Raw genomic sequence first — 19,221 nt, 5'->3', positions numbered from 1 at the left:
AGACGCAGGATGCACCTGCTCAGCGACCGTGTGCGATCTCCCGCAGAGCAGCGCCGTCCCCGAGCGGCAGCACGAGGCCGACCACGTGGCCGAGGGCGATGAGCGTGCCCAGCAGCACGGCCGAGGGCGCCAGGCCGAACAGGGGCCAGGCGCAGGCCGCCGCGACGACCGGAGCCGCCGAGCCCGCGAGCACGACCGTCACGTCCGCCCGCCACGGTCCGGACAGTCGCAGCACCCGGCACGAGGCGCCGCGCACGATCAGCACCGCGGGCGCCTTCGCGCCCATCAGGATCCGGTAGGCGAGCACATGGCCGAGCTCGTGCACGAGGATCGATGCGGCGAGCACGAGGCCGATGGATGCCATGGCGATGAGCGCCAGGAGCCGGAAGGCGACCCCGACGGCCAAGGCGACGCCCAGGGTCGCGAGGATCAGGCTCATGCCCGACCCGAAATGACGCAGGCAGGCCATCGCCGCGGGGAGGGTGCCGGACGGCAGCTGCCGCGACCTGCTCGTGAACCAGGGCGGCAGGCGCCAGGAGCGGCCGCCGAGGCGCACGAAGAGCTCGTCGCTGCAAAGGCCGTCCGCCACGGCCTCCGGATCGGATCCCCGCTGACGCAGTCCCAGGGCCGAGCAGATCAGGACGCCGTCTCGCTCCTTCACCCCGCCCCGCACCACGCGGCGGACGTCAAGCACGAGTGGGTTCTCGCCGGCTCTGCCGCGCCGCGATCCCGGCGTAGAGGGCCGCGAGCACGGTGATCGCCGCGAGGATCAGCACGCGGTCGGTGCCCGGCGCCGCGATCCCCGCCACCCACCCGGACGCGAGCGTGATCGACATGTAGACGAACGCGAGCAGGAACCCGGCGGCGGAGGCGGAGAGCGGCTGCTCCTCGCTGTAGGGCACGATCGCGCCGCACAGCAGGCCGGCGGCCAGTCCCAGCGCGCACCGCACCGCGATGTCGGGGATCTGCGTGGCCGGGATCAGCCCGGCGAGAAGCACCGCGACGAGCGCCGGCGCCCCGAGCGCGACGCCCGCGCACCCGGCGGCGACCGCCTTCGGCCCGAGCACCGGCACTCGATCGCCTCCGGCCAGGCGCGACAGCCACTGCGTGGGCAGGGTGCGCCCCACGGCGTTGACGGCGAGGACGAACGGGAGCACGGGGAGCGATCCGGCCAGCGTCGGGACGACGAGGGCCGACGCGGGCACCGTCCGGGCGAGCACCCAGACGGCCAGGATGCCGAGCGGGAGCAGGAGAGCGGTGACGACGAACTGCGGGGTGCGCACCGCGATGAGGAGCTCCGCCCAGAGCTGCCCCCACCAGGCCGTGCGCCGGATCGGTCGGGTACGGCGGAGCAGCCGGATCGCGGCCCGCGGCGCGCCGGGGACGTGGTGCCGCGACACCCGCCAGAGCAGCACCACGGCGAACACGGCCCAGAGCACGGACGCCGCCGCGGAGGCGGGATCCGGCGCCGCGGCGAGGCGGGCGAACGCGCGCGCCGGCAGCAGATCGGCGAGTCCTCCGCCGTCGGACGGGGACGGTCGCAGCGCCAGGATGTCCGGGGCGGTGAGGGCGAGCACCCCCGCGAGGGCGACCACGCCGGAGAACGTCGATGCGTAGGGGACCGGCAGCCGGAGCAGCGCGACCGCGGCGGCCTGCAGGGCGGTGAAGGCCGCGACGGCCCCCAGGAGGAAGCTCGCGAGCAGCACGACGTAGGAGGCGATCCCGCGCAGGGCGTCGGCGCCTCCCGCGCTCGTCCGCAGCACGACCACGACGGCGGTGCTGGTCAGGGCTGCGCTGTAGACGAGTCCGGACACCAGCACGGGGGCGAGCTGTCCGAGACGGGCGGCCGTGCGAGAGATCGGAAGCAGGTCGAGCAGGTTCTGCAGTGCCGTCCGGGGCGGCGCGGAGAGGCAGAGGATCACCGCGACGATGCCGGCCGTCATCGCCGCCGCGGAGAACGACGTGCGCGCGAGTGAGAGGCGCAGCTCCACGGCGATCCCGTCGCCCAGCTGCGCGCCGGCCACGAGCGCCAGTCCCAGGCCGAAGAGGATCAGCAGGACGCAGGAGACCGCCGCGGCCACCATGACCCTCCGCGTCGTCGTGCCGAGCACCCGGGCGACCTCCCGCACCCACAGCGTCACCGCGACGGCGGCGACCGCCCTCATCGGGCGGCTTCGGGGTGCGCGGCCTCCGATGCCCGGCGGACGCGGGCTCCCAGGAGCGTGCTCGCGAGCACGTACAGACCGGCGATCAGGACCACCGCGATCCCCATGCCGGCGATGTTCGGCACGAAGTTCAGCGCGGTCGCGCCGTTCTCGGTCGCGCGCCAGATGCGGATGACTCCGGGGATCGTCACGTCGCCGGCGGTGGTGAAGGCCATGACGAGCGACGCGGCGATGGCGAGGAACACGACGCAGACCCCGAGCACGAGCCCCGCGAAGGAGTGGAGGAGGATCCGGAATCCGGAGGTCATGGGACGTGCCTTTCTCTTTCAGGTGCTTCTTGCGCACAGCGGGCGGCGCCCGCGCGCGGTGAGGTCAGCGGAACACCGCCGCGATCCGATCGGCCCGGGCGTCTGCGTCGTCGGCCCGCCCCGTCACGTGGAGGAAGACGTCTTCGAGCGACCCGCAGGAGGCCTCGGCCATCAGCCGGTCGGGCGCCCCCGCTGCGACGACCGCACCGTGGTCGAGAATGGTCACCTCGTCGCAGTCGCGTTCCGCGCGGAGCATGTCATGCGTCGCGACGAGCACGGCGCGACCGCCGGCGGCGTAGGCGAGCAGGAGACGCCGCACGCCCCGCGCCGCGTCGGGATCAAGGCCGCGGAACGGCTCGTCGAGGATGAGGACGGCCGGCTCGTGCATCACGGCCGCCACGAGCTGCAGCTTGCGCTGCATCCCGTGCGAGTACTCGGCCACGGGAGTGTCGAGGTCGCCCGAGATCCCCAGCATCTCCGTCAGCACGGCGGCCCGCGCCGAATCGTCGCGCCCGCGCAGCGCGTCGTGGAACAGGAGGAACTCCCGTCCCGTCAGCGCGCCGGGAAGAGGCAGGTCGTCAGGGGCGAACCCGACCTCCTCCCGGCTCGCCTTGTCCTGGCCGTCGATGCCCAGGACGCGGACGCGCCCCCGGTCGGGGCGGATCAGTCCGGTGACGATGTGCAGCGCGGTCGTCTTGCCGGACCCGTTGGGTCCGAGCAGACCGTGGATCCGCCCCCGACGCACCTCGATCGAGACGTCGTCCAGAACCGTCCGCGCGCCGTACCTCTTCGAGAGCGCCTCGGCGCTGAGCGCTGCCTCCGTCACCATGTCGTGTCCTCTTCCCGGCCTAGGAGGCGCAGTACATCTTCCAGGTGCCGCCCGACGTCCACGACGGCATGTCCAGCGCCGGCCAGCCGCCCTCGTTGCGGCAGTAGACGAACCACGCCGTCATCAGGCCCAGCGCGATCACGATCGCGATGGCGATGATGATGAGCCAGACGTAGCTGTCGCGGCGCACGAGCAGCAGGCGCCGCACCCGCTCCTCGCCCGCCGCCATCGCACCGGCGATGCCGTTGTGCAGTACTGCGGTCGCCTCGATCACTGACATGCGACCCTCCCTTCGTTCCGAGCCCCGGAATGGGCTGTTCCTGCAGGCTAGGGATCGAGCGATCGCCGTCGCTTCCGCCATTGGTCCCGAATCACCGAGACCTTGGTGTCGCTCTCCCGCTACCTTCGGCTAGCCGCAACAGAGGCCGCGCGCAGCAAGACGGCCGAGCCGCGACCTCTAGAATCGAGGCATGTCCAAGGTCCTCCAGTCCCTGCCCGTCGGCGAGCGCGTCGGCATCGCCTTCTCGGGAGGCCTCGACACCTCCGTCGCCGTCGCGTGGATGCGCGACAAGGGTGCGATCCCCTTCACCTACACCGGGGATCTGGGCCAGTACGACGAGGACGACATCGCCTCCATCCCGGGGCGCGCGCTGGAGTACGGCGCCGAGGCCTCGCGTCTCATCGACTGCAAGACCGCGCTCGTCGAGGAGGGCTTCGTCGCCCTCAGCTGCGGCGCCTTCCACATCCGCTCCGGCGGCAAGACGTACTTCAACACGACGCCGCTCGGCCGCGCCGTCACCGGCACGCTGCTCGTGCGCGCGATGAAGGAGGACGGCGTCGACATCTGGGGCGACGGCTCCACTTACAAGGGCAACGACATCGAGCGGTTCTACCGCTACGGCTTGCTCGCCAACCCGCGTCTGCGCATCTACAAGCCGTGGCTCGACGCCGACTTCGTCACCGAGCTCGGCGGGCGCAAGGAGATGAGCGAGTGGCTCGTCGCGCACGGCTTCCCGTACCGCGACTCCGCCGAGAAGGCGTACTCGACCGACGCCAACATCTGGGGCGCCACGCACGAGGCGAAGACGCTCGAGCACCTCGACGTCTCGCTCGAGACGGTGGACCCGATCATGGGCGTGAAGTTCTGGGATCCCTCCGTCGCGATCGAGACGGAGGACGTCTCGGTCACGTTCGAGGCAGGACGCCCCGTCGCCCTCAACGGCGTCTCGTACACGGATCCGGTCGCGCTGGTGCAGGAGGCGAACGCGATCGGCGGCCGTCACGGTCTGGGCATGAGCGACCAGATCGAGAACCGCATCATTGAGGCGAAGTCGCGCGGCATCTACGAGGCGCCCGCCATGGCCCTGTTGTTCATCGCCTACGAGCGCCTCGTCAACGGCATCCTCAACGAGGACACGCTCGCCACCTACCACGAGCAGGGCCGCCGCCTGGGCCGGCTCATGTACGAGGGACGCTGGCTCGAGCCGCAGTCGCTCATGCTGCGCGAGTCGATCCAGCGCTGGGTCGGATCCACGATCTCCGGCACCGTCACGATCCGCCTGCGCCGCGGCGACGACTGGACGATCCTCGACACCGTCTCGCCGAACCTCTCCTACGGCCCCGAGAAGCTCTCGATGGAGCGCGTCGGTGACGCCGCCTTCGGGCCCGTCGACCGGATCGGCCAGCTCACGATGCGCAACCTCGACATCGCCGACTCGCGCGCCCGCCTCGAGCAGTACGCGGGTCTCGGTCTCGTCGGCGGCGCGACGGGCGAGCTCGTCGGCCGCGTGACCGCGGGCGAGGCGAACGAGATCACGGAGTCGGTCGAGGGCACCACCCTGGCCGAGACCGAGGAGGCTCTCGCCGACGCGGTGGACGCGGCCAGCGAGGGCGCCGCGTTCGACTCCGGCACCGACTGAGCGGGCGCGCAGCCGAAGCGCTGCCGCCGATCGGTCCGCTCGGCGGTCGAAGAAGCTCGGAGCTCATCGCGAGCAGGCAATAAGGAATCACTTATATCTTGCGGAAATAAGTGATAGATTTCTCCGCATGTTCGCCGTCATCCTCGACATCGTCGGCTCCCGCGCGCTCGACGACCGCGCGGGCGCCCAGCAGGCCCTCGACGAGACGATCGCCCGGGTCGAGAGAGACCGACCGCTCGCGACGAGCCCGCTGCGTCCGACCGTGGGCGACGAGCAGCAGGGCGTCTACCCGACGCTCGACGCGGCGCTCGCGGCGCTGACCCTGCTGCGCCTCGCTCTCCCCGACCACGTCGACTGCCGGTTCGGCGTGGGCGTCGGCCCCGTCGAGGAGATCGCCTCCGCCGCGGGGGACCTCCCGGAGGGACCCGGCTGGTGGGCGGCGCGCACCGCGATCGAGCACGTGCATGCCCTGCAGAAGCGCACCGTTCCGGGCGCCCGCACCTGGGTGGCCGTGCACGAGGCGCAGCCGGAGGCGGCGCGACTCCTCGCCCACCAGGCGAACATCGCGCTGCTGACCCGCGACCAGCTCATCAGCGACATGAGCGCCCGCACCCGCCGCCTCACCTACGGCCGCTGCCTCGGCGTCTTCCAGCGCGACCTCGCGGCCGCCGAGGGCATCACCCAGCCCGCGGTCTCGCAGGCGCTGGCCTCCTCGGGCGCCGGCGCCGTCATCGAGGCCGTCCGGCTCCTCCTCGCCTGACCGTCCGCCGTCGAACCCGCCCCGCGACCGCGGTCGAACCGGCTCCCGTTGCAGAGGCGGCGCGTCACGCCTCCGCCACCACCGCGGCCGAGGGCACCAGTGGGCCGCCCCGGCCACCCAGCCGCCCGGGGCGCACGCGTCGGACACGGAGGCCGCAGGCGCGCAGGAGAGCCTCGTCCCTGGACGCCCGCCCGTAGTCCAGCACGAGAAGGCTCCCGTCGCCCGCGAGCACCCGGGCCGCCTCGCAGAGCAGCTGCTCGCGCTCAAGATCGCCGACGCCGGACAGCTGGAGCACCACGAGCGCGAACTGCCGATCCGCATAGGGAAGACGGCGCCCGTGCGCGCAGGGAGCGGATCCGCCGATCGTCGTCGCCGCCGAGGGGAACCGCGACGACAGCATGAGCGGGACCTGCCCCGGCGTCGTCCCGAGCGCCAGGATCTGCGCGCCGGATCGCAGGCGCACCCCGCCGATGAGGCGCGCCCACAGCAGAAGCCCGCCCGGCCCCTCCGTGTACCAGAACGCCCGCAGCAGCGCCCCGGCGGCGATCACGGCGACGGCGCAGACGGCGTGCAGCGCCCAGGACTGCGAGACGAGGGCGGATCCGCAGATCAGGAGCAGCAGGACCGCGGCGAACGCCGAGGCGGCGGACTTCACACCGTCCACCCCGACGGCTCCTCCTGCGCGCCGTGGAGCACCGAAGCCCGTCCGTCCTGGATCCATGGAGATCACGGCTCCACGGTAGGCAGTCGCCCGGCGATCCCGCGCGGGGCCTGAACCAAGATCGTCGCTCGCCACAACGGGCGTTGGCCCGGAGAAAGATCCATAACTTGCACACTCGTGTGCACTTTAGCTGTACACTTGTCCGGTGACCGACACCATCGCACCCCGCCGGCAGCGCCGGGATGCCGCCGAGAACCGGGCCGGCATCCTCGCCGCCGCCTCACAGGCCCTCGCCGCAGACCCGCACGCGTCCGTCGACCAGATCGCGCGCGCCGCCGGGCTCAGCCGGCGCGCGCTCTACGGACACTTCGATGACCGCACCGCACTGGTGCACGCCCTGATCTCGGCCGGGGCGGCGCGCTTCAACGCCATCGCGCAGCGCGTCGACGATCCGGACAGCCGCATCGCCTTGGCCCGGCTCACCGCCGACCTGTGGCGCGAAGCGGCGCACGTGCAGGTCGCCGCCGCGATCGCCCTCGACGAGGCGCACGTCGAGGAGACGGCCACCGCGCTCGCCCCGCTGCGACGCGTGCTCGCCGCGCTCGTGCGCCGCGGACAGGACGACGGCGAGCTGCGGCAGGACATGACCGCGCCGACCCTCGCCCGGCTCATCGAGGAGAGCGCCCGCACCGTGGTCACCCGCACCGACGCCTCCTCCCCCGTCGCCGCCGGCATCGCCGTGCGTGCCGTGCTCAGCATCGCCGGTCTCGGCTGGCGGGAGATCGACGCACTGCTCGCCGCCCACCCGGAGCTCGCGGCGACCGTGGCGCCCGATACGCTTGCCACGATTCCCGCCGAGGAGGGCCGCGCATGAGAATCGCCGTGCACGAGGTCAGCAAGGGCAAGAAGGGCCACGCGCTGCCCACCACCTCCCTCGAGATCGAGACGGGCCACGCCCGCTTCGTCCTCGCCGAGACCGAGCTGCGTCCCACGGTGCTGGGACTCATCGCCACCGGGCGGATGCGCCCCGACAGCGGGCGTGTCACAATCGACGGCACCCGCAACGACCGCGACCTGCGCCGCCGGATGGCCCTCGTCGACGCGCCCGAGGTGAGCGACCCGCACCCGGGCGTCACCCTCGCCGCGGTCGTGGGCGAGGAGCTCATGTTCGCCGGCCTCCCCGCGACCCCGCTGCACGCGCGGCGCTGGCTGGAGCAGATCGGTTTCGCCGAGCTCGCCTCGCAGCCGATCGGCACGATCAAGCCGTCGGTGCGCGTGCGCGTGATGGCCGAGCTCGCCGTGCTCCGCGACGACGTCGAGGGGTTCGTGCTGGTCTCCCCCGATCGGCACGGCGGGCGACCCGAGGGCTGGTGGCGCATCGCGTCCGAGTTCGCGGACCGCGGATTCGCGGTGCTCGTGATCGTGGGCGGCTCGGCCGCCGCGGTCATCGAGCAGCTGCCCGAGGCGCTCGAGACCGACTATCCGTCCAACGCCACGGTGCCCGTGCGTCCGCTCGCGGACATCACAGGATCCACGACCGCGATCGACGCGGGGCAGGATGAGGAGCTGCTCCCGCCCTTGGACGATGAGCGCGCACCGGCGGAGCCGGAGCGAGACGAAACGCCGCCACCCGACGAGCACCGCGTTTCGTCTCAGGCGCCTGCAGCGTCTTCGCTCAACGACCCCGAGGCGACCGAGCCGGTCGCTGAGCCTGTCGAAGCGACCACCCCCGACGACGTGCCTTCGACGAGCTCAGGGACCGAAGACACCGCCACCGACCACCCCACCGAGACCGAGAACGGAGCCGAGCGATGAAGATCCCCGCCATGATCGGCGCCGAGCTGCGCCGGCTGACCGCGTCGCCGATGGCCGTGATCGCCTTGATCGCCCTGATGGCCGTGCCGATCCTGTACGGCGGGCTGTACCTGTGGGCGAACCAGGATCCCTACGGCAAGTTCACCGAGGTCCCGGTGGGACTCGTCGTCGACGACGCAGGGGCGACCTCCGGCGACACCACCACGAACTACGGCGAGAAGGTCGCGGACAACCTCGTCGAGGGCAAGGCGTTCGACTGGCAGCGCCTGAGCGCGCCGGCCGCGCGCGCGGCGCTCAAGAACGGCGACGTCGACTTCACGGTGACGATCCCGAAGGACTTCTCCGAAGCCCTGCTCTCGTCCTCGGGCACGAGCCCGCACCAGGCGCGGATCGAGCTCGAGACCAACGACGCCAACAACTACCTCGCGTCGTCGATCGGATCCGGCGCGGTCGAGAAGATCCGCCGATCGGTCGCCGAGATGGTGGGACAGGAGGCGGCCGACAAGCTTCTCACGGGGCTCAGCGACGTGCGCGCCAAGCTCGGCGAGGCGGCCGACGGCGCCGGCAAGCTCTTCGACGGCGCGAACACGGCCGTGAGCGGCAGCGGTCAGCTCGCCGACGGGACCGCGCAGCTCGCCGACGGCGCGGCGCAGCTCGCCGGCGGCACGCAGCAGCTGGCCGACGGCTCGCAGCAGCTGGCGGACGGCGCGGCGACGCTGGCCGACGGCGCGCAGCAGGTGAGCGCCGGCAATCAGCAGCTCGCGCAGTATGCGAACGAGGCCGGATCCCTGGTGCAGCAGGCGACCGATGCGCTGCCGCAGGTGCGCAGCGACATCGCGACCGCGCTGGCCGACCGCGGCCTCTCCCCGGCGGAGGTCGACGCGGTGCTGGCGAAGCTGGATCCGCTCGGCGACAAGCTCCGCAACGGCAACGACACGGTGCAGGGCGCGGTCGGCAAGATCGACCAGCTCGCCGACGGCAGCGCCCAGGTGGCGTCGGGGAGCGCGACGCTCGCCGACAAGTCGCAGCAGCTCGCGAACGGCGCGCAGACCGCCGCATCGGGCGCTGCCGCCCTGAGCACCGGCGCGGCGAGCGCCCGCGACGGCGCGAAGGCGCTGCACGACGGCCTCGGCACGCTGGCGAACGGCATCGCGACGCTGCGCGACGGGCTGAAGGCCGGCGTCGACGCGATCCCGTCGTCCACCCCCGAGCTGCGCGAGCAGCAGGCGAAGACCATCGCGAACCCCGTCGACGTGTCCAGCGACAAGGTCGCCGCCGCCAAGGACTACGGACAGGGGCTCGCCCCGTTCTTCGCGGCGCTGGCCGGCTGGATCGGCATCTACGCGCTGTTCCTCATCATCAAGCCGATCTCGCGGCGGGCCGTGACGGCCCTGCATTCGCCGATCCGGATCACGCTGGCCGGCTGGCTCACGCCCGCCGGATTCGGCGCCCTGCAGATGCTGGGCCTGCTGGGCGTGCTCGCCTGGGCGCTCGGGTTCACCTTCCAGAACGGCTGGGGTGCGCTCGGGATCATGGTGGTCGCGTCGGCCACGTATGCCGCGATCATCCTGGCGCTGAACGTGTGGCTCGGATCCGTCGGGCAGTTCATGGGCCTGGTGCTGATGGTGCTGCAGCTCGTGACGGCGGGCGGCACGTTCCCCTGGCAGACCCTGCCGGCGCCGCTGGCCGCACTGCACCACGTGCTCCCCATGGGATACGTCGTCGATGCGATGCGCCAGCTCATGTACGGCGGTCAAGTGGGCCGGGCGATGACCGATCTGGGCGTGCTCGGGATCTGGCTCGTCGGATCCCTGCTGGTCGCGATGATCGGCGTGACGAGGATGACCCACAAGCGCACCCTGCGCGACCTGCAGCCCAGCCTGATCGGCTGAGCCCGGGGCGCGGACGGTGCGAGCGGTGGGGACGGCGAGCGACGCCGGATGTGATGGAGTGGAGGAGTGAGCACTCCCGACCTGACGCCGGCCTTCGGCGGGAGCGTCGCCGCCTTCTCCGAGGGCTCGTCGACCCTGATCGCCGAGAGGACCGGATCCGGGTCGCACGTCTTCCTGCTCGCGCACGGCCTCGGCATGGGCCGCAGCGTGTTCGGAGAACTCGCGCGCCGGCTCGACGGCACGGTCGTCGCGGTCGACCTCCCGGGGTTCGGCGCGGCGCCGGAGCCCGAGCTGCCGCTCACGATGCCCGAGCACGCCGACCTGATCGCCGCGCATCTCGCCGCCACGGGCACGCCGCCGGTCATCGTGATCGGGCACTCGATGGGCAGCCAGGTGGCGGCCGAGCTCGCGGTGCGCCACCCCGACCGGGTGCGCGCGGTCGTGCTCGCGGCGCCGACGGTCGACGCCGGTGCCCGCCGCGTCGCGCGGCAGGCGCTGCGCTTCCTGCACGACACCGCATCGATCGACCCCCGGGTGGTGATCCGCGGCGTGCGGGAGTACCTGCGCGCCGGACCGCACATCGTCCGCAAGATCCGCGCCACCGTCGCGCATCGCCCCGAGGAGGTCTATCCGCGCATCGCCGTGCCGACGCTCGTCCTGCGCGGCGAGCGCGACCCGGTCTCTCCCCGGGCCTGGACCCAGGCCGTGGCCGAGGCGATCCCGCGCGGCGAGTTCGCGGAGATCCCGGGCTGCGGTCACGAGACGATGATCCGCGACGCGGAGCCCGCCGCCGCCCGGATCCACGACTTCCTCTCCCGGATCTGATCCCTACCCGCGCTCACTGGTCGCGGATTGCGGCTTCGGTGCCCTGAAACCCGCAATCCACGACCATCGGACGAACGAGATCCCGCCGCCGGCCGGAGGGTCAGAGCTCCCAGGTGTGCACGGGGGCTCCGGCGTGCATGTGCTCCAGGTAGTCGGCGAGCATGCCGTGCAGCGCCTGGGACCGGGTCTCCCCGGCGCGCTCGCGGGCGGCGACGTTCTCCCGCTGCCACACCGCGCCGTTGCGTCCGGTGAGGCAGCGCTGCTCGATGACGCTGAGGTAGCGATCGCGCTCGGCCGGATCCACGCCGTACCCGTCGAGCCCCTCGGCGGCGAGCGCCAGCGAGACCGCACCCGGCGCCGCGCGCCTTCGCGTCGGCTGCGTTGAGGGACGCGCGCAGCGAGTGCTCCAGGTCGGTGACGCTGCGCCCTGCGAGCGGCCGGGGCTCGACGTTGATCTCGATGTTGAACTGGCCGAGCTCGGTCTGGAACGCCGGATCGGCGATCGCGTCGAGGGCGGCTTCGTTCGCCATGGCCGGGTCGCAGGCGTCGTCGACGAGATTGAGCTCGATCTCCAGGCCCAGCCGCGGCTCCGAGATCTCGAACTGTCCGTCGGCGAGCATCATGGCGAGCGCGTCGAGGCAGCGCGCCGTCTTCTCGCGGAACAGCGTGCGATCCTGCCGGGTGAACACCCGTTCGTCGACGTGGTCTCCCATGGCGAGAAGCTACTCGCCCCCAGGCCGCCGCGTCGAGGACCGATTCCGGAAGGGATCGGGTCGACGCGGCGGGTCGGCTCAGGGATGCGCGGATCGCGGGCCGGGGCCCGCGGGGAGCGGCCTCAGCCCCGCACCTCCGCGCGAACGCCGTGCTCGTCCTCGACGGGGATCACGGCGCCTTCGCGGATCCACAGCGGCACGGAGTCGAAGGCGTGCGTCTCCCGGCGCCAGCCGCCTCCCTCCGTCTCCTCGCGCGTGAACCAGTTCGTCCACCGTCCGCGCGGCAGGTAGTACTCCACGTCGCCGGACGCGGTGAACACCGGCGCCACCATGAGGTCGGGGCCCAGCATGTACTGCCGGTCGAGGTGGCCCGCCGCCGGATCGTCGGGGAACTCGAGCACCATCGGGCGCATCACGGGGCGTCCGCTGCGATGGGCCTCCTCGCCGGCCGCGACGAGGTAGGGCCGCAGGGAGCGCTTGAGCTTCGTGAAGGCGCGCGCGACGTCGACTGCGCTCTGCCCCGGCTCCTCCTCGCCGGTGTCGAACGCCCACGGCACCCGGTAGTTGGTGGATCCGTGCAGGCGCGAGTGGCTGGACAGCAGCCCGAACGCGAGCCACCTCTTGAACACGGCGGGATCCGGATCCCCCTCGAAGCCGCCGATGTCGTGGCTCCAGTATCCGAAGCCGCTGAGCGCGAGCGACAGCCCGCCGCGCAGCGACTCGGCCATCGAGACGAACGAGGAGGAGTTGTCCCCGCCCCAGTGCACCGGCATGGCCTGCCCTCCGGCGGTCGCCGAGCGCGCGAACAGCACGGCCTCGCCCTCCCCGCGCTCCTCGACGAGCACATCGAACACCGCGCGGTTGTAGAGGTGCGTGTAGCGGTGGTGCATCGCCTCGGGGTCGCTGCCGTCGTGCCACGCCAGCCCCGTCGGGATCCTCTCGCCGAAGTCGGTCTTGACGGCGTCGACGCCCTGCCGCAGCAGCCCCCGGATGTAGCCCTGGAACCACGCCGTGGCCTCGGGGTTCGTGAAGTCGACCAGTGCCATCCCGGCCTGCCAGAGGTCCCACTGGAACACGGATCCGTCCGGACGACGCACGAGGTACCCGCGCTCGCGCCCCTCGTCGAACAGCCGCGAACGCTGCGCGATGTACGGGTTCACCCATGCGCTCACGCGGAGCCCCCGCTCGTGCAGGCGCGCCAGCATGCCCTCCGGATCCGGGAACACCGCGGGATCCCATTCGAAGTCGGTCCAGTGGAACTCCCGCATCCAGAAGCAGTCGAAGTGGAACACCTCCAGCGGGATGTCGCGCTGCGCCATCCCGTCAATGAAGGCGCTGACGGTCGCCTCGTCGTAGTCGGTCGTGAAGCTCGTCGACAGCCACAGCCCGTACGACCAGTCCGGCACCCGGGCGGGCCGGCCGGTGAGGCGCGTGTACCGATCGAGCACCTCGGCCGGGGTGGGACCGGCGATCACGAAGAACTCCAGGCTCTGCCCCGCCACCGAGAACTGCACCTGCTCGACGGCCTCGGATCCGACCTCGAACGAGACATGGCCCGCATCGTTCACGAGCACGCCGTACCCGCGGCTGGAGAGGTAGAACGGGATGCTCTTGTACGACTGCTCGCTCGACGTGCCGCCGTCGGAGTTCCACACGTCGACGGTCTGCCCGTTCTTCACGAAGGGGCCGAACCGCTCGCCGAGCCCGTAGATGAGCTCGCCGACATCGAGGGAGAGCTGGGCGTGGACGTAGTCGTCCGCCTCGGCCTTCCCGGTGCAGCTGATGCCGTCGGATCCGACCGGTTCGGCCACGACCGCGGCCTGCGGTGAGAGGCCGATCGCGCCGATCGACCGGTGCCCGCTGGTCGTGTAGACGCCGCCGTCGTGCTCGAAGGACAGCTGCCACGGGGCTCCGCGACGGACGCGGGCGCGCAGCGATCCCGCGTCGAGCACACCGCCGTCGTCGTCGAGCCGCGCCTCGGCACGGTGCCCGGGGTCGGCGTCGAATCCAAATCCCCGGCCGGATCCCGCCGCACCCCGGTGGTGCTCGATGCGCACCCGGATCACTCCCTCGGCAGGGCTCGCGAGCGAGACCGTCAGCAGCGGCCGGTTGAGCGTGTCGCCGCGGGACGCGATCACCCTGGTCGGCGCCCAGATCGTGAGCTCGCCGTCGGCCGCGACGAGATCGCGCGCCTCCTGCGCGTAGAGGGCCTCGACTCCGGGACGCAGCTGCCAGAACCCGTCGGTGAACTTCATTACTTGACTGCTCCTGCCGTGATGCCACGCGTCAGCGTGCGCTGGAAGATGAGGAAGAAGACGAGCGTCGGCAGCAGACCGAGCAGCGCCGAGGCGCTCGTCGTGGTGACGTCCATGAGCCGGTCGCCCTGCAGGGCCGTGATCGCCACGGGCACCGTCTGGTTCGCGTTCGACACGAGGAACGTCAGCGGGATGAGGAACTCGTTCCACGTCCAGATGAAGAAGAAGATGAGCAGCACCGACAGCGTCGGCCGCGAGATCGGGAACACCACGCGCCACAGCACCTGCCAGCGTCCGGCGCCGTCGAGCGCCGCGGCCTCGAGCACCTCCTTGGGGAACGTGCCGAACACCGAGGCCAGCAGGTACGTGCCGAAGGCCGACTGGATCACGGTGAACGTGATGATCACCGACCACGGGTTGTCGTAGAGCCCCACCTGCTTGAAGAGGAAGTAGAGCGGGTAGAGCAGCACCTCCTGCGGCAGCATGTTCGCCAGCAGGATCAGCACCACGATCCACAGGCGCCCCTTGACCCGGCCGATGCCGAGCGCGAAGGCGTTGAGCATCGACAGCCCCACCGCCAGCACGGCGACCGTGCCGGAGATGAAGAAGCTGTTCCAGAGCTTGAGCGGGAAGTCGACCCGGTTCCAGAACGCGCCGATCCCGTCGAAGTACAGCTCCTTCGGCAGCGACAGCGGTCCGGACGTGTTGTAGTCGCCCGGCGACTTGAAGGAGTTGATCAGGATCAGCAGCAGCGGCACCGCGATCAGAAGACCCAGTGCGATCGCGGCCACGAGCATGACCCAGTCGGACGGGCGGCGTCGCGCGATCCCTCCGCGGCTCATCGCGCCTCCTCCTTCTCCATGCGGTTCTGCACCAGGATGAACACCACGCTCACGACGGCGATCACGACGGTGAGCGCGGTCGCGATGGTGGCTCCGTAGCCGACCTGCTGCGACTGGAAGAACTCGCTGTACGCGTAGTAGGCCGGCACGATGGTCGAGGTTCCGGGGCCGCCGCGGGTCAGGGCGTAGACGGGTCCGAAGACCTTGAGCGCGGCGATCGTGCAGGTCAGCGTCACGACGAAGATCTCGGGCCGGATGATGCCGACCGTGATGGCGCGGAACCTCTGGAACCAGTTGGCGCCGTCGAGCTCCGCCGCCTCGTACAGCTCCGGATCCACCCGCTGCAGCGCCGCCATGAAGATGACGACCGGGTAGCCCAGCTGCACCCAGACCATGATCACCATGATGCTGACGAGCGCCGTGTCGGCGCTGCCGAGCCAGTTGTGCTGCAGCGCACCGAGCCCGACCGCCTCCAGCACCTGGTTGAGCGCGCCGTTCTTCGGACGCAGGATCCAGCCGATCACGATCGCGGCGATCACGGCGGGGAGGATCTGCGGCAGGTAGTAGGTGGCGCGCAGGAAGCTCGCGACCCGGCCGCCGAACTTCTTGCCGATCAGGTCGAACAGCATCGCCGCCAGCAGCAGGCCGAGCAGCGTCGGCACCACGACCATCGCCAGGATCATCGCGACCGAGTTGCCGAACGAGGTCCAGAACACGTCGTCGCCGAACAGGGTCTGCCAGTTCTTCAGGCCGATCCACTGCGGAGGTCGGATGCCGCGATACCGGGTGAATGTGAGGAAGATGTTCCAGCCCAGCGGGATCACGATGATCACGATGAGCAGGGTCAGCCCCGGGAGCAGGTAGGGCCAGAACGCGCGGGGGCGCGATCCGGGGAGGAGGCTGTGCGATTCGGCCATGCCGTCGTCCTTTCGGGAGTCGTCGGGCGGTCTCGGGGCCGCCGTGCGTGCGGCGGCCCCGAGACGCTCAGCCGACGATGTCCTTGACGCCGGCGGCGTACTGCTCGCCCAGCTGCTTGCGGACCTCCGCCGGCGACTTCGTGCCGTTGATGAGCTCCTGCATTCCGGCGTTCACCTGGTCGTAGAACGTGGGCGTGGGCCAGTCGGGGTAGAAGGCGAGGCCGTCGCGCTTGGTCACGGTGTTGAAGTTCTCGATGAGCTCCTTGGACTTCTCGTCCGTGATCTTCGAGGTGTCGGCCGCGACGGGCACACCGCCGTTGTTGCCCAGGATCGCCTGGATCTCGGGGCGCATGGTGATGTCGATGAACTTCTCCGCGAGCGCCTTGTTCTTGGCGTGCTCGGGCACCACCCACATGTTCCCCGCCGAGCCCGGGGTGAACTCGCTGCCCGGGAAGAGGAACGTGCCCCACTCGAAGCCCTTGACCTCGGTCATGAACCGCCCGTACCACCAGCTGCCCGAGACGAACATCGGGGACTGGCCGTTGATGAACGCGACCCCCGCGTCCTCGGCCTTGATGCCGCTCGCATCCTTGGAGATGTAGCCCTTGGCCGTCCAGTCCGCGATGGTCTGGGTGGCGTAGGTCAGGGGCTCGCCGTTCCAGTCGACCTTGTGCTTGTAGAGCTGGTAGTCGTCGACGAACGACCGGTCCGCCTTGGTGAGCGCCAGCTGGTACCAGAGGTGGCTGAGCGGGTATTCCGCCGCCGACTCGGACAGCGGCGTCTGGCCGGCGGCGGCGAAGGTCTTCATCGCCGCCTCGAACTCGGAGAGCGAGGTCGGCACCGCGACCCCCGCCTTCTCGAAGGCCGTCTTGTTGTAGTAGACCTCGACGTACTCGCCGTAGTTGGGCACGCCGTACCAGCTGCCCGACCCCATGATGCCCTTGTCGTCGTACTTGGCCGTGGTCTGCAGGCTCGAGGCGAGCTTCTTGTCCCAGCCGTACTTCTTCACGGCGTCGTCGAGCGGGGCGAGCAGTCCCTGGCTGGAGAGCAGGCCGGCCGTGCCGTTGCCCTTGGCGTACTCGAGCACATCCGGAGCCTGGTCGGAGTTGAGCACCTGGCTCGCGGTCGAGCGGATCTGCTCGAAGCTCTTCTCCTCGAACTGGACCTTGGCGCCGGTCTCCTTCTCGAAGACCTTGACGGCCTCGGCCCAGGCCTTGCCCATGGCGCTGTCGGCGCCCTCGTAGTGCCACATGCGCAGGGTCTTGCCGGCGCCGTCGGTGTCGTCGCTGCTGCCGCTCGCGCCGCTGCAACCGGTCAGCGCCGCGGCGACGGCGGCGGTCGCGGCGACGGCCGCGAGGATTCGGGTGTGCTTCATTGCTACCTCCGTGATGTTGTCGAAGCGTTTCGACAGTGTTGGAAAAGGGGACAGTGGTGGAAAAGGGACAGGCGGAAAGGGATCGATGGGAGCGGATGGGGAAAGGCTGTCGAGGCGGAGGCCTCGGGTCAGCGGGGAGGGCTCACCGAGCCGAACGCCTGATAGCGCGGCTCGGTGAGGCGCACGCCGGGTTCGACGGACTCGCCGTCGGCCATGCGCGCCGCCAGTCCGACGGCGAGCTCGCAGGACGACTCGGGCTCGAGCGGGATGCGGTCCAGCGGGGTCGAGAACGACGACGTGTCGAAGGAGGATCCGATCGACACGATCGACATGTCCGCGGGCACGGAGAGCCCGGCCGCGGCGAGCTCGGCGAGGACGGCGGAGTGGGCCGCGTCGTCGCAGTGCAGAGCCAGAGCGGTGACGCCGTCGTCGATCAGCCGCCGCACGGCCTCGCGGATGTCGCGGTGCCGCTCATCGCCCTCGCCCGGGTACTCCGCGGAGACGGCGACGCCTCTGCGACGGGCCTCCTGCTCGACGCCGCGGCGCACCCTCGGGGGGAAGTTCGACCGCGCATAGGCGCTCTCGGGATGGCCGACGAAGCCGATGCGGCGATGGCCGGCGTCTGCGAGACGATCGACGGCGAGCGCCGCCGCCGCCTCGAAATCGAGGTCGACGCAGACGAGGCCCTCGACGTCTTCGGGCACGCCGATGAAGACCGTCGGCACGTCGATCGCGCGCGACAGCGCGACCCTGTCGTCCTCGGGGGCGACGTCGAGGACGATGATGCCGTCCACGAGCCCGCTGGCGGAGACGCGCCGCATGCCGGCGGACGCCTCCGCGTCCGTCAGCAGCAGGATGTCGTAGTCGTACCGGCGCGCGGCGATCGAGGTGGCCAGCACGAAGCTCATGTGCGTCGGCGCGTGCGTGTCGGGGCGGAACGGCTCGGTGAGCGCGAAGATCTGGGTCCGGCGCCCCGCGAGCATCCGCGCGCCGGCGTTCGGCTCGTAGCCGAGCAGCGCCGCGGCGCGCTCCACGCGATCGCGCGTGGCCGGCGAGATCGACCGCTTGCCGCTCAGGGCGTACGACACGGTGCTGATCGACACACCGGCGGCCTCGGCCACCTCGTGGATCTTCGCCATCGTCGTCTCCGGTCTTCTTCGGTCGGTACAGGCGCTGGTGAAGCGCTTCGACAACCCGACGATAGCGATCCTCCCCGGCGAGCGCAAGATGTTTGTTGCGTGCTTCAACTTATCGCCGCGGCCTCCGGACCCCGCGAGCCGCGCCCCTCCCGGCCTCGCCCCTCGCGCACCCGCCCTACGCTGGTCGAGTGCGGCGGACGACGATCGAGGGGGTACGGGTCGCCTGGGCGCCCCTCGGTCCCGGCGACCCGCGGGAGACCGCCGACGCCCTGATCCGCGCGCTGGCCGCCGAGCTCGCGCCGGGATCCGACCTGCGCATCGAGCGCCGCTGCCCCGTGTGCGGCGGGCCGCACGGCCGGCCGGTGCTGCCGTCGGCGCCGGTGCGCGCGAGCGTCGCCTATGCCGAGCCCTGGGCGGTCGTCGCGATCGCCTCGGCGGACCGGTTCGCGACGATCGGGATAGATGCGGAGCGCGACGGGGCCTCGCCCGACCTCGCCGCCCTGTTCGCCCCCTCGACCCCGCCCGACCTACGCGGCTGGACGGCGATCGAGGCCGTGCTCAAGGCCGACGGGCGCGGCCTGCTCGTCGCACCGGATCGAGTGCGACTCGCGGAGGGCGGCGTCGCGACCGCCCCCGGCGGCGGCGAGTTCCGGATCCTGCCGGTACAGGCCGGCCCCGGGCTCGTCGTCAGCCTCGCGGTGCAGCTCCCCTGTCGTCCGCGGGCTTGACGTACTCAACGAGATCGTCACCGGCTGTCGGGAACGACGGAGGATGAGGACCGTCATCACCGCCACCACTCTCGGTTG

General features: G+C 71.3%; 19 protein-coding genes. 7 read left to right on the top strand and 12 right to left on the bottom strand.

Features of this window, described 5'->3' with window-relative positions; translation table 11 throughout:
• Positions 1-19 precede the first annotated feature (19 nt).
• The 5 genes from NFX31_RS00530 to NFX31_RS00510 all read right to left on the bottom strand — a co-directional run bounded on the left by NFX31_RS00530 (position 20) and on the right by NFX31_RS00510 (position 3,582).
• Complete coding sequence (locus tag NFX31_RS00530) at positions 20-694, bottom strand: hypothetical protein (protein WP_262956434.1); 675 nt, start codon at positions 692-694, stop codon at positions 20-22.
• Positions 687-2,165: a hypothetical protein gene (locus tag NFX31_RS00525; protein ID WP_262956433.1), complete on the bottom strand. Its 1,479-nt coding sequence runs from the start codon at positions 2,163-2,165 to the stop codon at positions 687-689. Before NFX31_RS00525 ends, NFX31_RS00530 begins: the two co-directional genes overlap by 8 nt.
• Positions 2,162-2,473: a hypothetical protein gene (locus tag NFX31_RS00520; RefSeq protein ID WP_045249151.1), complete on the bottom strand. Its 312-nt coding sequence runs from the start codon at positions 2,471-2,473 to the stop codon at positions 2,162-2,164. Before NFX31_RS00520 ends, NFX31_RS00525 begins: the two co-directional genes overlap by 4 nt.
• A 64-nt stretch (positions 2,474-2,537) precedes the next feature.
• A complete protein-coding gene (locus tag NFX31_RS00515) occupies positions 2,538-3,302 on the bottom strand; it encodes an ABC transporter ATP-binding protein (RefSeq protein WP_045249150.1) in 765 nt (254 codons plus the stop codon).
• Positions 3,303-3,321: 19 nt separating this feature from the next.
• Positions 3,322-3,582 carry a hypothetical protein gene (locus NFX31_RS00510; RefSeq protein ID WP_045249149.1) on the bottom strand — a complete coding sequence of 87 codons (261 nt, stop codon included), beginning with the start codon at positions 3,580-3,582 and terminating at the stop codon, positions 3,322-3,324.
• Positions 3,583-3,772: 190 nt separating this feature from the next.
• Here NFX31_RS00510 and argG point away from each other — a divergent pair, with 190 nt between their 5' ends.
• Together argG and NFX31_RS00500 are read left to right on the top strand one after the other, a co-directional pair.
• Positions 3,773-5,221: an argininosuccinate synthase gene (argG, locus tag NFX31_RS00505; RefSeq protein ID WP_045249148.1), complete on the top strand. Its 1,449-nt coding sequence runs from the start codon at positions 3,773-3,775 to the stop codon at positions 5,219-5,221.
• Between the two features lie 127 nt (positions 5,222-5,348).
• Entirely contained in the window at positions 5,349-5,981 is a 633-nt protein-coding gene (locus NFX31_RS00500) for a SatD family protein (protein WP_262956431.1), read from the top strand.
• A gap of 64 nt (positions 5,982-6,045) precedes the next feature.
• On the opposite strand, the gene NFX31_RS00495 is transcribed toward NFX31_RS00500, so the two are convergent.
• The gene (locus NFX31_RS00495; protein ID WP_262956430.1) at positions 6,046-6,645 is read right to left on the bottom strand and encodes a class I SAM-dependent methyltransferase; all 600 of its coding nucleotides are present in this window, start codon (positions 6,643-6,645) and stop codon (positions 6,046-6,048) included.
• Between the two features lie 202 nt (positions 6,646-6,847).
• On the opposite strand from NFX31_RS00495, the gene NFX31_RS00490 reads away from it, so the two are divergent.
• The 4 genes from NFX31_RS00490 to NFX31_RS00475 all read left to right on the top strand — a co-directional run bounded on the left by NFX31_RS00490 (position 6,848) and on the right by NFX31_RS00475 (position 11,174).
• A complete protein-coding gene (locus NFX31_RS00490; protein WP_262956429.1) occupies positions 6,848-7,516 on the top strand; it encodes a TetR/AcrR family transcriptional regulator in 669 nt (222 codons plus the stop codon).
• Positions 7,513-8,457, top strand: coding sequence for a hypothetical protein (locus NFX31_RS00485; RefSeq protein WP_262956428.1), 945 nt, complete (start codon positions 7,513-7,515; stop codon positions 8,455-8,457). The genes NFX31_RS00490 and NFX31_RS00485 overlap by 4 nt, the downstream gene beginning before the upstream one ends.
• Complete coding sequence (locus NFX31_RS00480; protein WP_045249142.1) at positions 8,454-10,349, top strand: YhgE/Pip domain-containing protein; 1,896 nt, start codon at positions 8,454-8,456, stop codon at positions 10,347-10,349. Before NFX31_RS00485 ends, NFX31_RS00480 begins: the two co-directional genes overlap by 4 nt.
• A gap of 66 nt (positions 10,350-10,415) precedes the next feature.
• Positions 10,416-11,174: an alpha/beta fold hydrolase gene (locus NFX31_RS00475; protein ID WP_045249141.1), complete on the top strand. Its 759-nt coding sequence runs from the start codon at positions 10,416-10,418 to the stop codon at positions 11,172-11,174.
• A gap of 100 nt (positions 11,175-11,274) precedes the next feature.
• Here NFX31_RS00475 and NFX31_RS00470 read toward each other — a convergent pair whose 3' ends face one another.
• From NFX31_RS00470 to NFX31_RS00445, 6 genes are all read right to left on the bottom strand, one after another.
• The gene (locus tag NFX31_RS00470) at positions 11,275-11,478 is read right to left on the bottom strand and encodes a hypothetical protein (protein ID WP_262956427.1); all 204 of its coding nucleotides are present in this window, start codon (positions 11,476-11,478) and stop codon (positions 11,275-11,277) included.
• A gap of 531 nt (positions 11,479-12,009) precedes the next feature.
• Positions 12,010-14,142, bottom strand: a complete 2,133-nt coding sequence (gene yicI / locus NFX31_RS00465) for an alpha-xylosidase (RefSeq protein ID WP_262956426.1) — start codon at positions 14,140-14,142, stop codon at positions 12,010-12,012.
• A complete protein-coding gene (locus NFX31_RS00460; protein ID WP_045249139.1) occupies positions 14,142-14,984 on the bottom strand; it encodes a carbohydrate ABC transporter permease in 843 nt (280 codons plus the stop codon). Before NFX31_RS00460 ends, yicI begins: the two co-directional genes overlap by 1 nt.
• The gene (locus tag NFX31_RS00455; RefSeq protein WP_045249138.1) at positions 14,981-15,901 is read right to left on the bottom strand and encodes a carbohydrate ABC transporter permease; all 921 of its coding nucleotides are present in this window, start codon (positions 15,899-15,901) and stop codon (positions 14,981-14,983) included. The genes NFX31_RS00460 and NFX31_RS00455 overlap by 4 nt, the downstream gene beginning before the upstream one ends.
• Positions 15,902-15,968: 67 nt before the next feature.
• Positions 15,969-17,276, bottom strand: coding sequence for an ABC transporter substrate-binding protein (locus tag NFX31_RS00450; RefSeq protein ID WP_091477852.1), 1,308 nt, complete (start codon positions 17,274-17,276; stop codon positions 15,969-15,971).
• A 128-nt stretch (positions 17,277-17,404) separates the two neighbouring features.
• Positions 17,405-18,415 carry a LacI family DNA-binding transcriptional regulator gene (locus tag NFX31_RS00445; protein ID WP_262956425.1) on the bottom strand — a complete coding sequence of 337 codons (1,011 nt, stop codon included), beginning with the start codon at positions 18,413-18,415 and terminating at the stop codon, positions 17,405-17,407.
• A 188-nt stretch (positions 18,416-18,603) separates the two neighbouring features.
• On the opposite strand from NFX31_RS00445, the gene NFX31_RS00440 reads away from it, so the two are divergent.
• Positions 18,604-19,143: a 4'-phosphopantetheinyl transferase family protein gene (locus NFX31_RS00440; protein ID WP_262956424.1), complete on the top strand. Its 540-nt coding sequence runs from the start codon at positions 18,604-18,606 to the stop codon at positions 19,141-19,143.
• The last annotated feature ends 78 nt before the right edge of the window (positions 19,144-19,221 follow it).

The organism is Microbacterium azadirachtae, assembly GCF_025583665.1.
Lineage (GTDB): Bacteria > Actinomycetota > Actinomycetes > Actinomycetales > Microbacteriaceae > Microbacterium > Microbacterium azadirachtae.
Note: the sequence above shows the minus strand (reverse complement) of the source record. Positions and strands in the feature narration are given on the sequence as shown.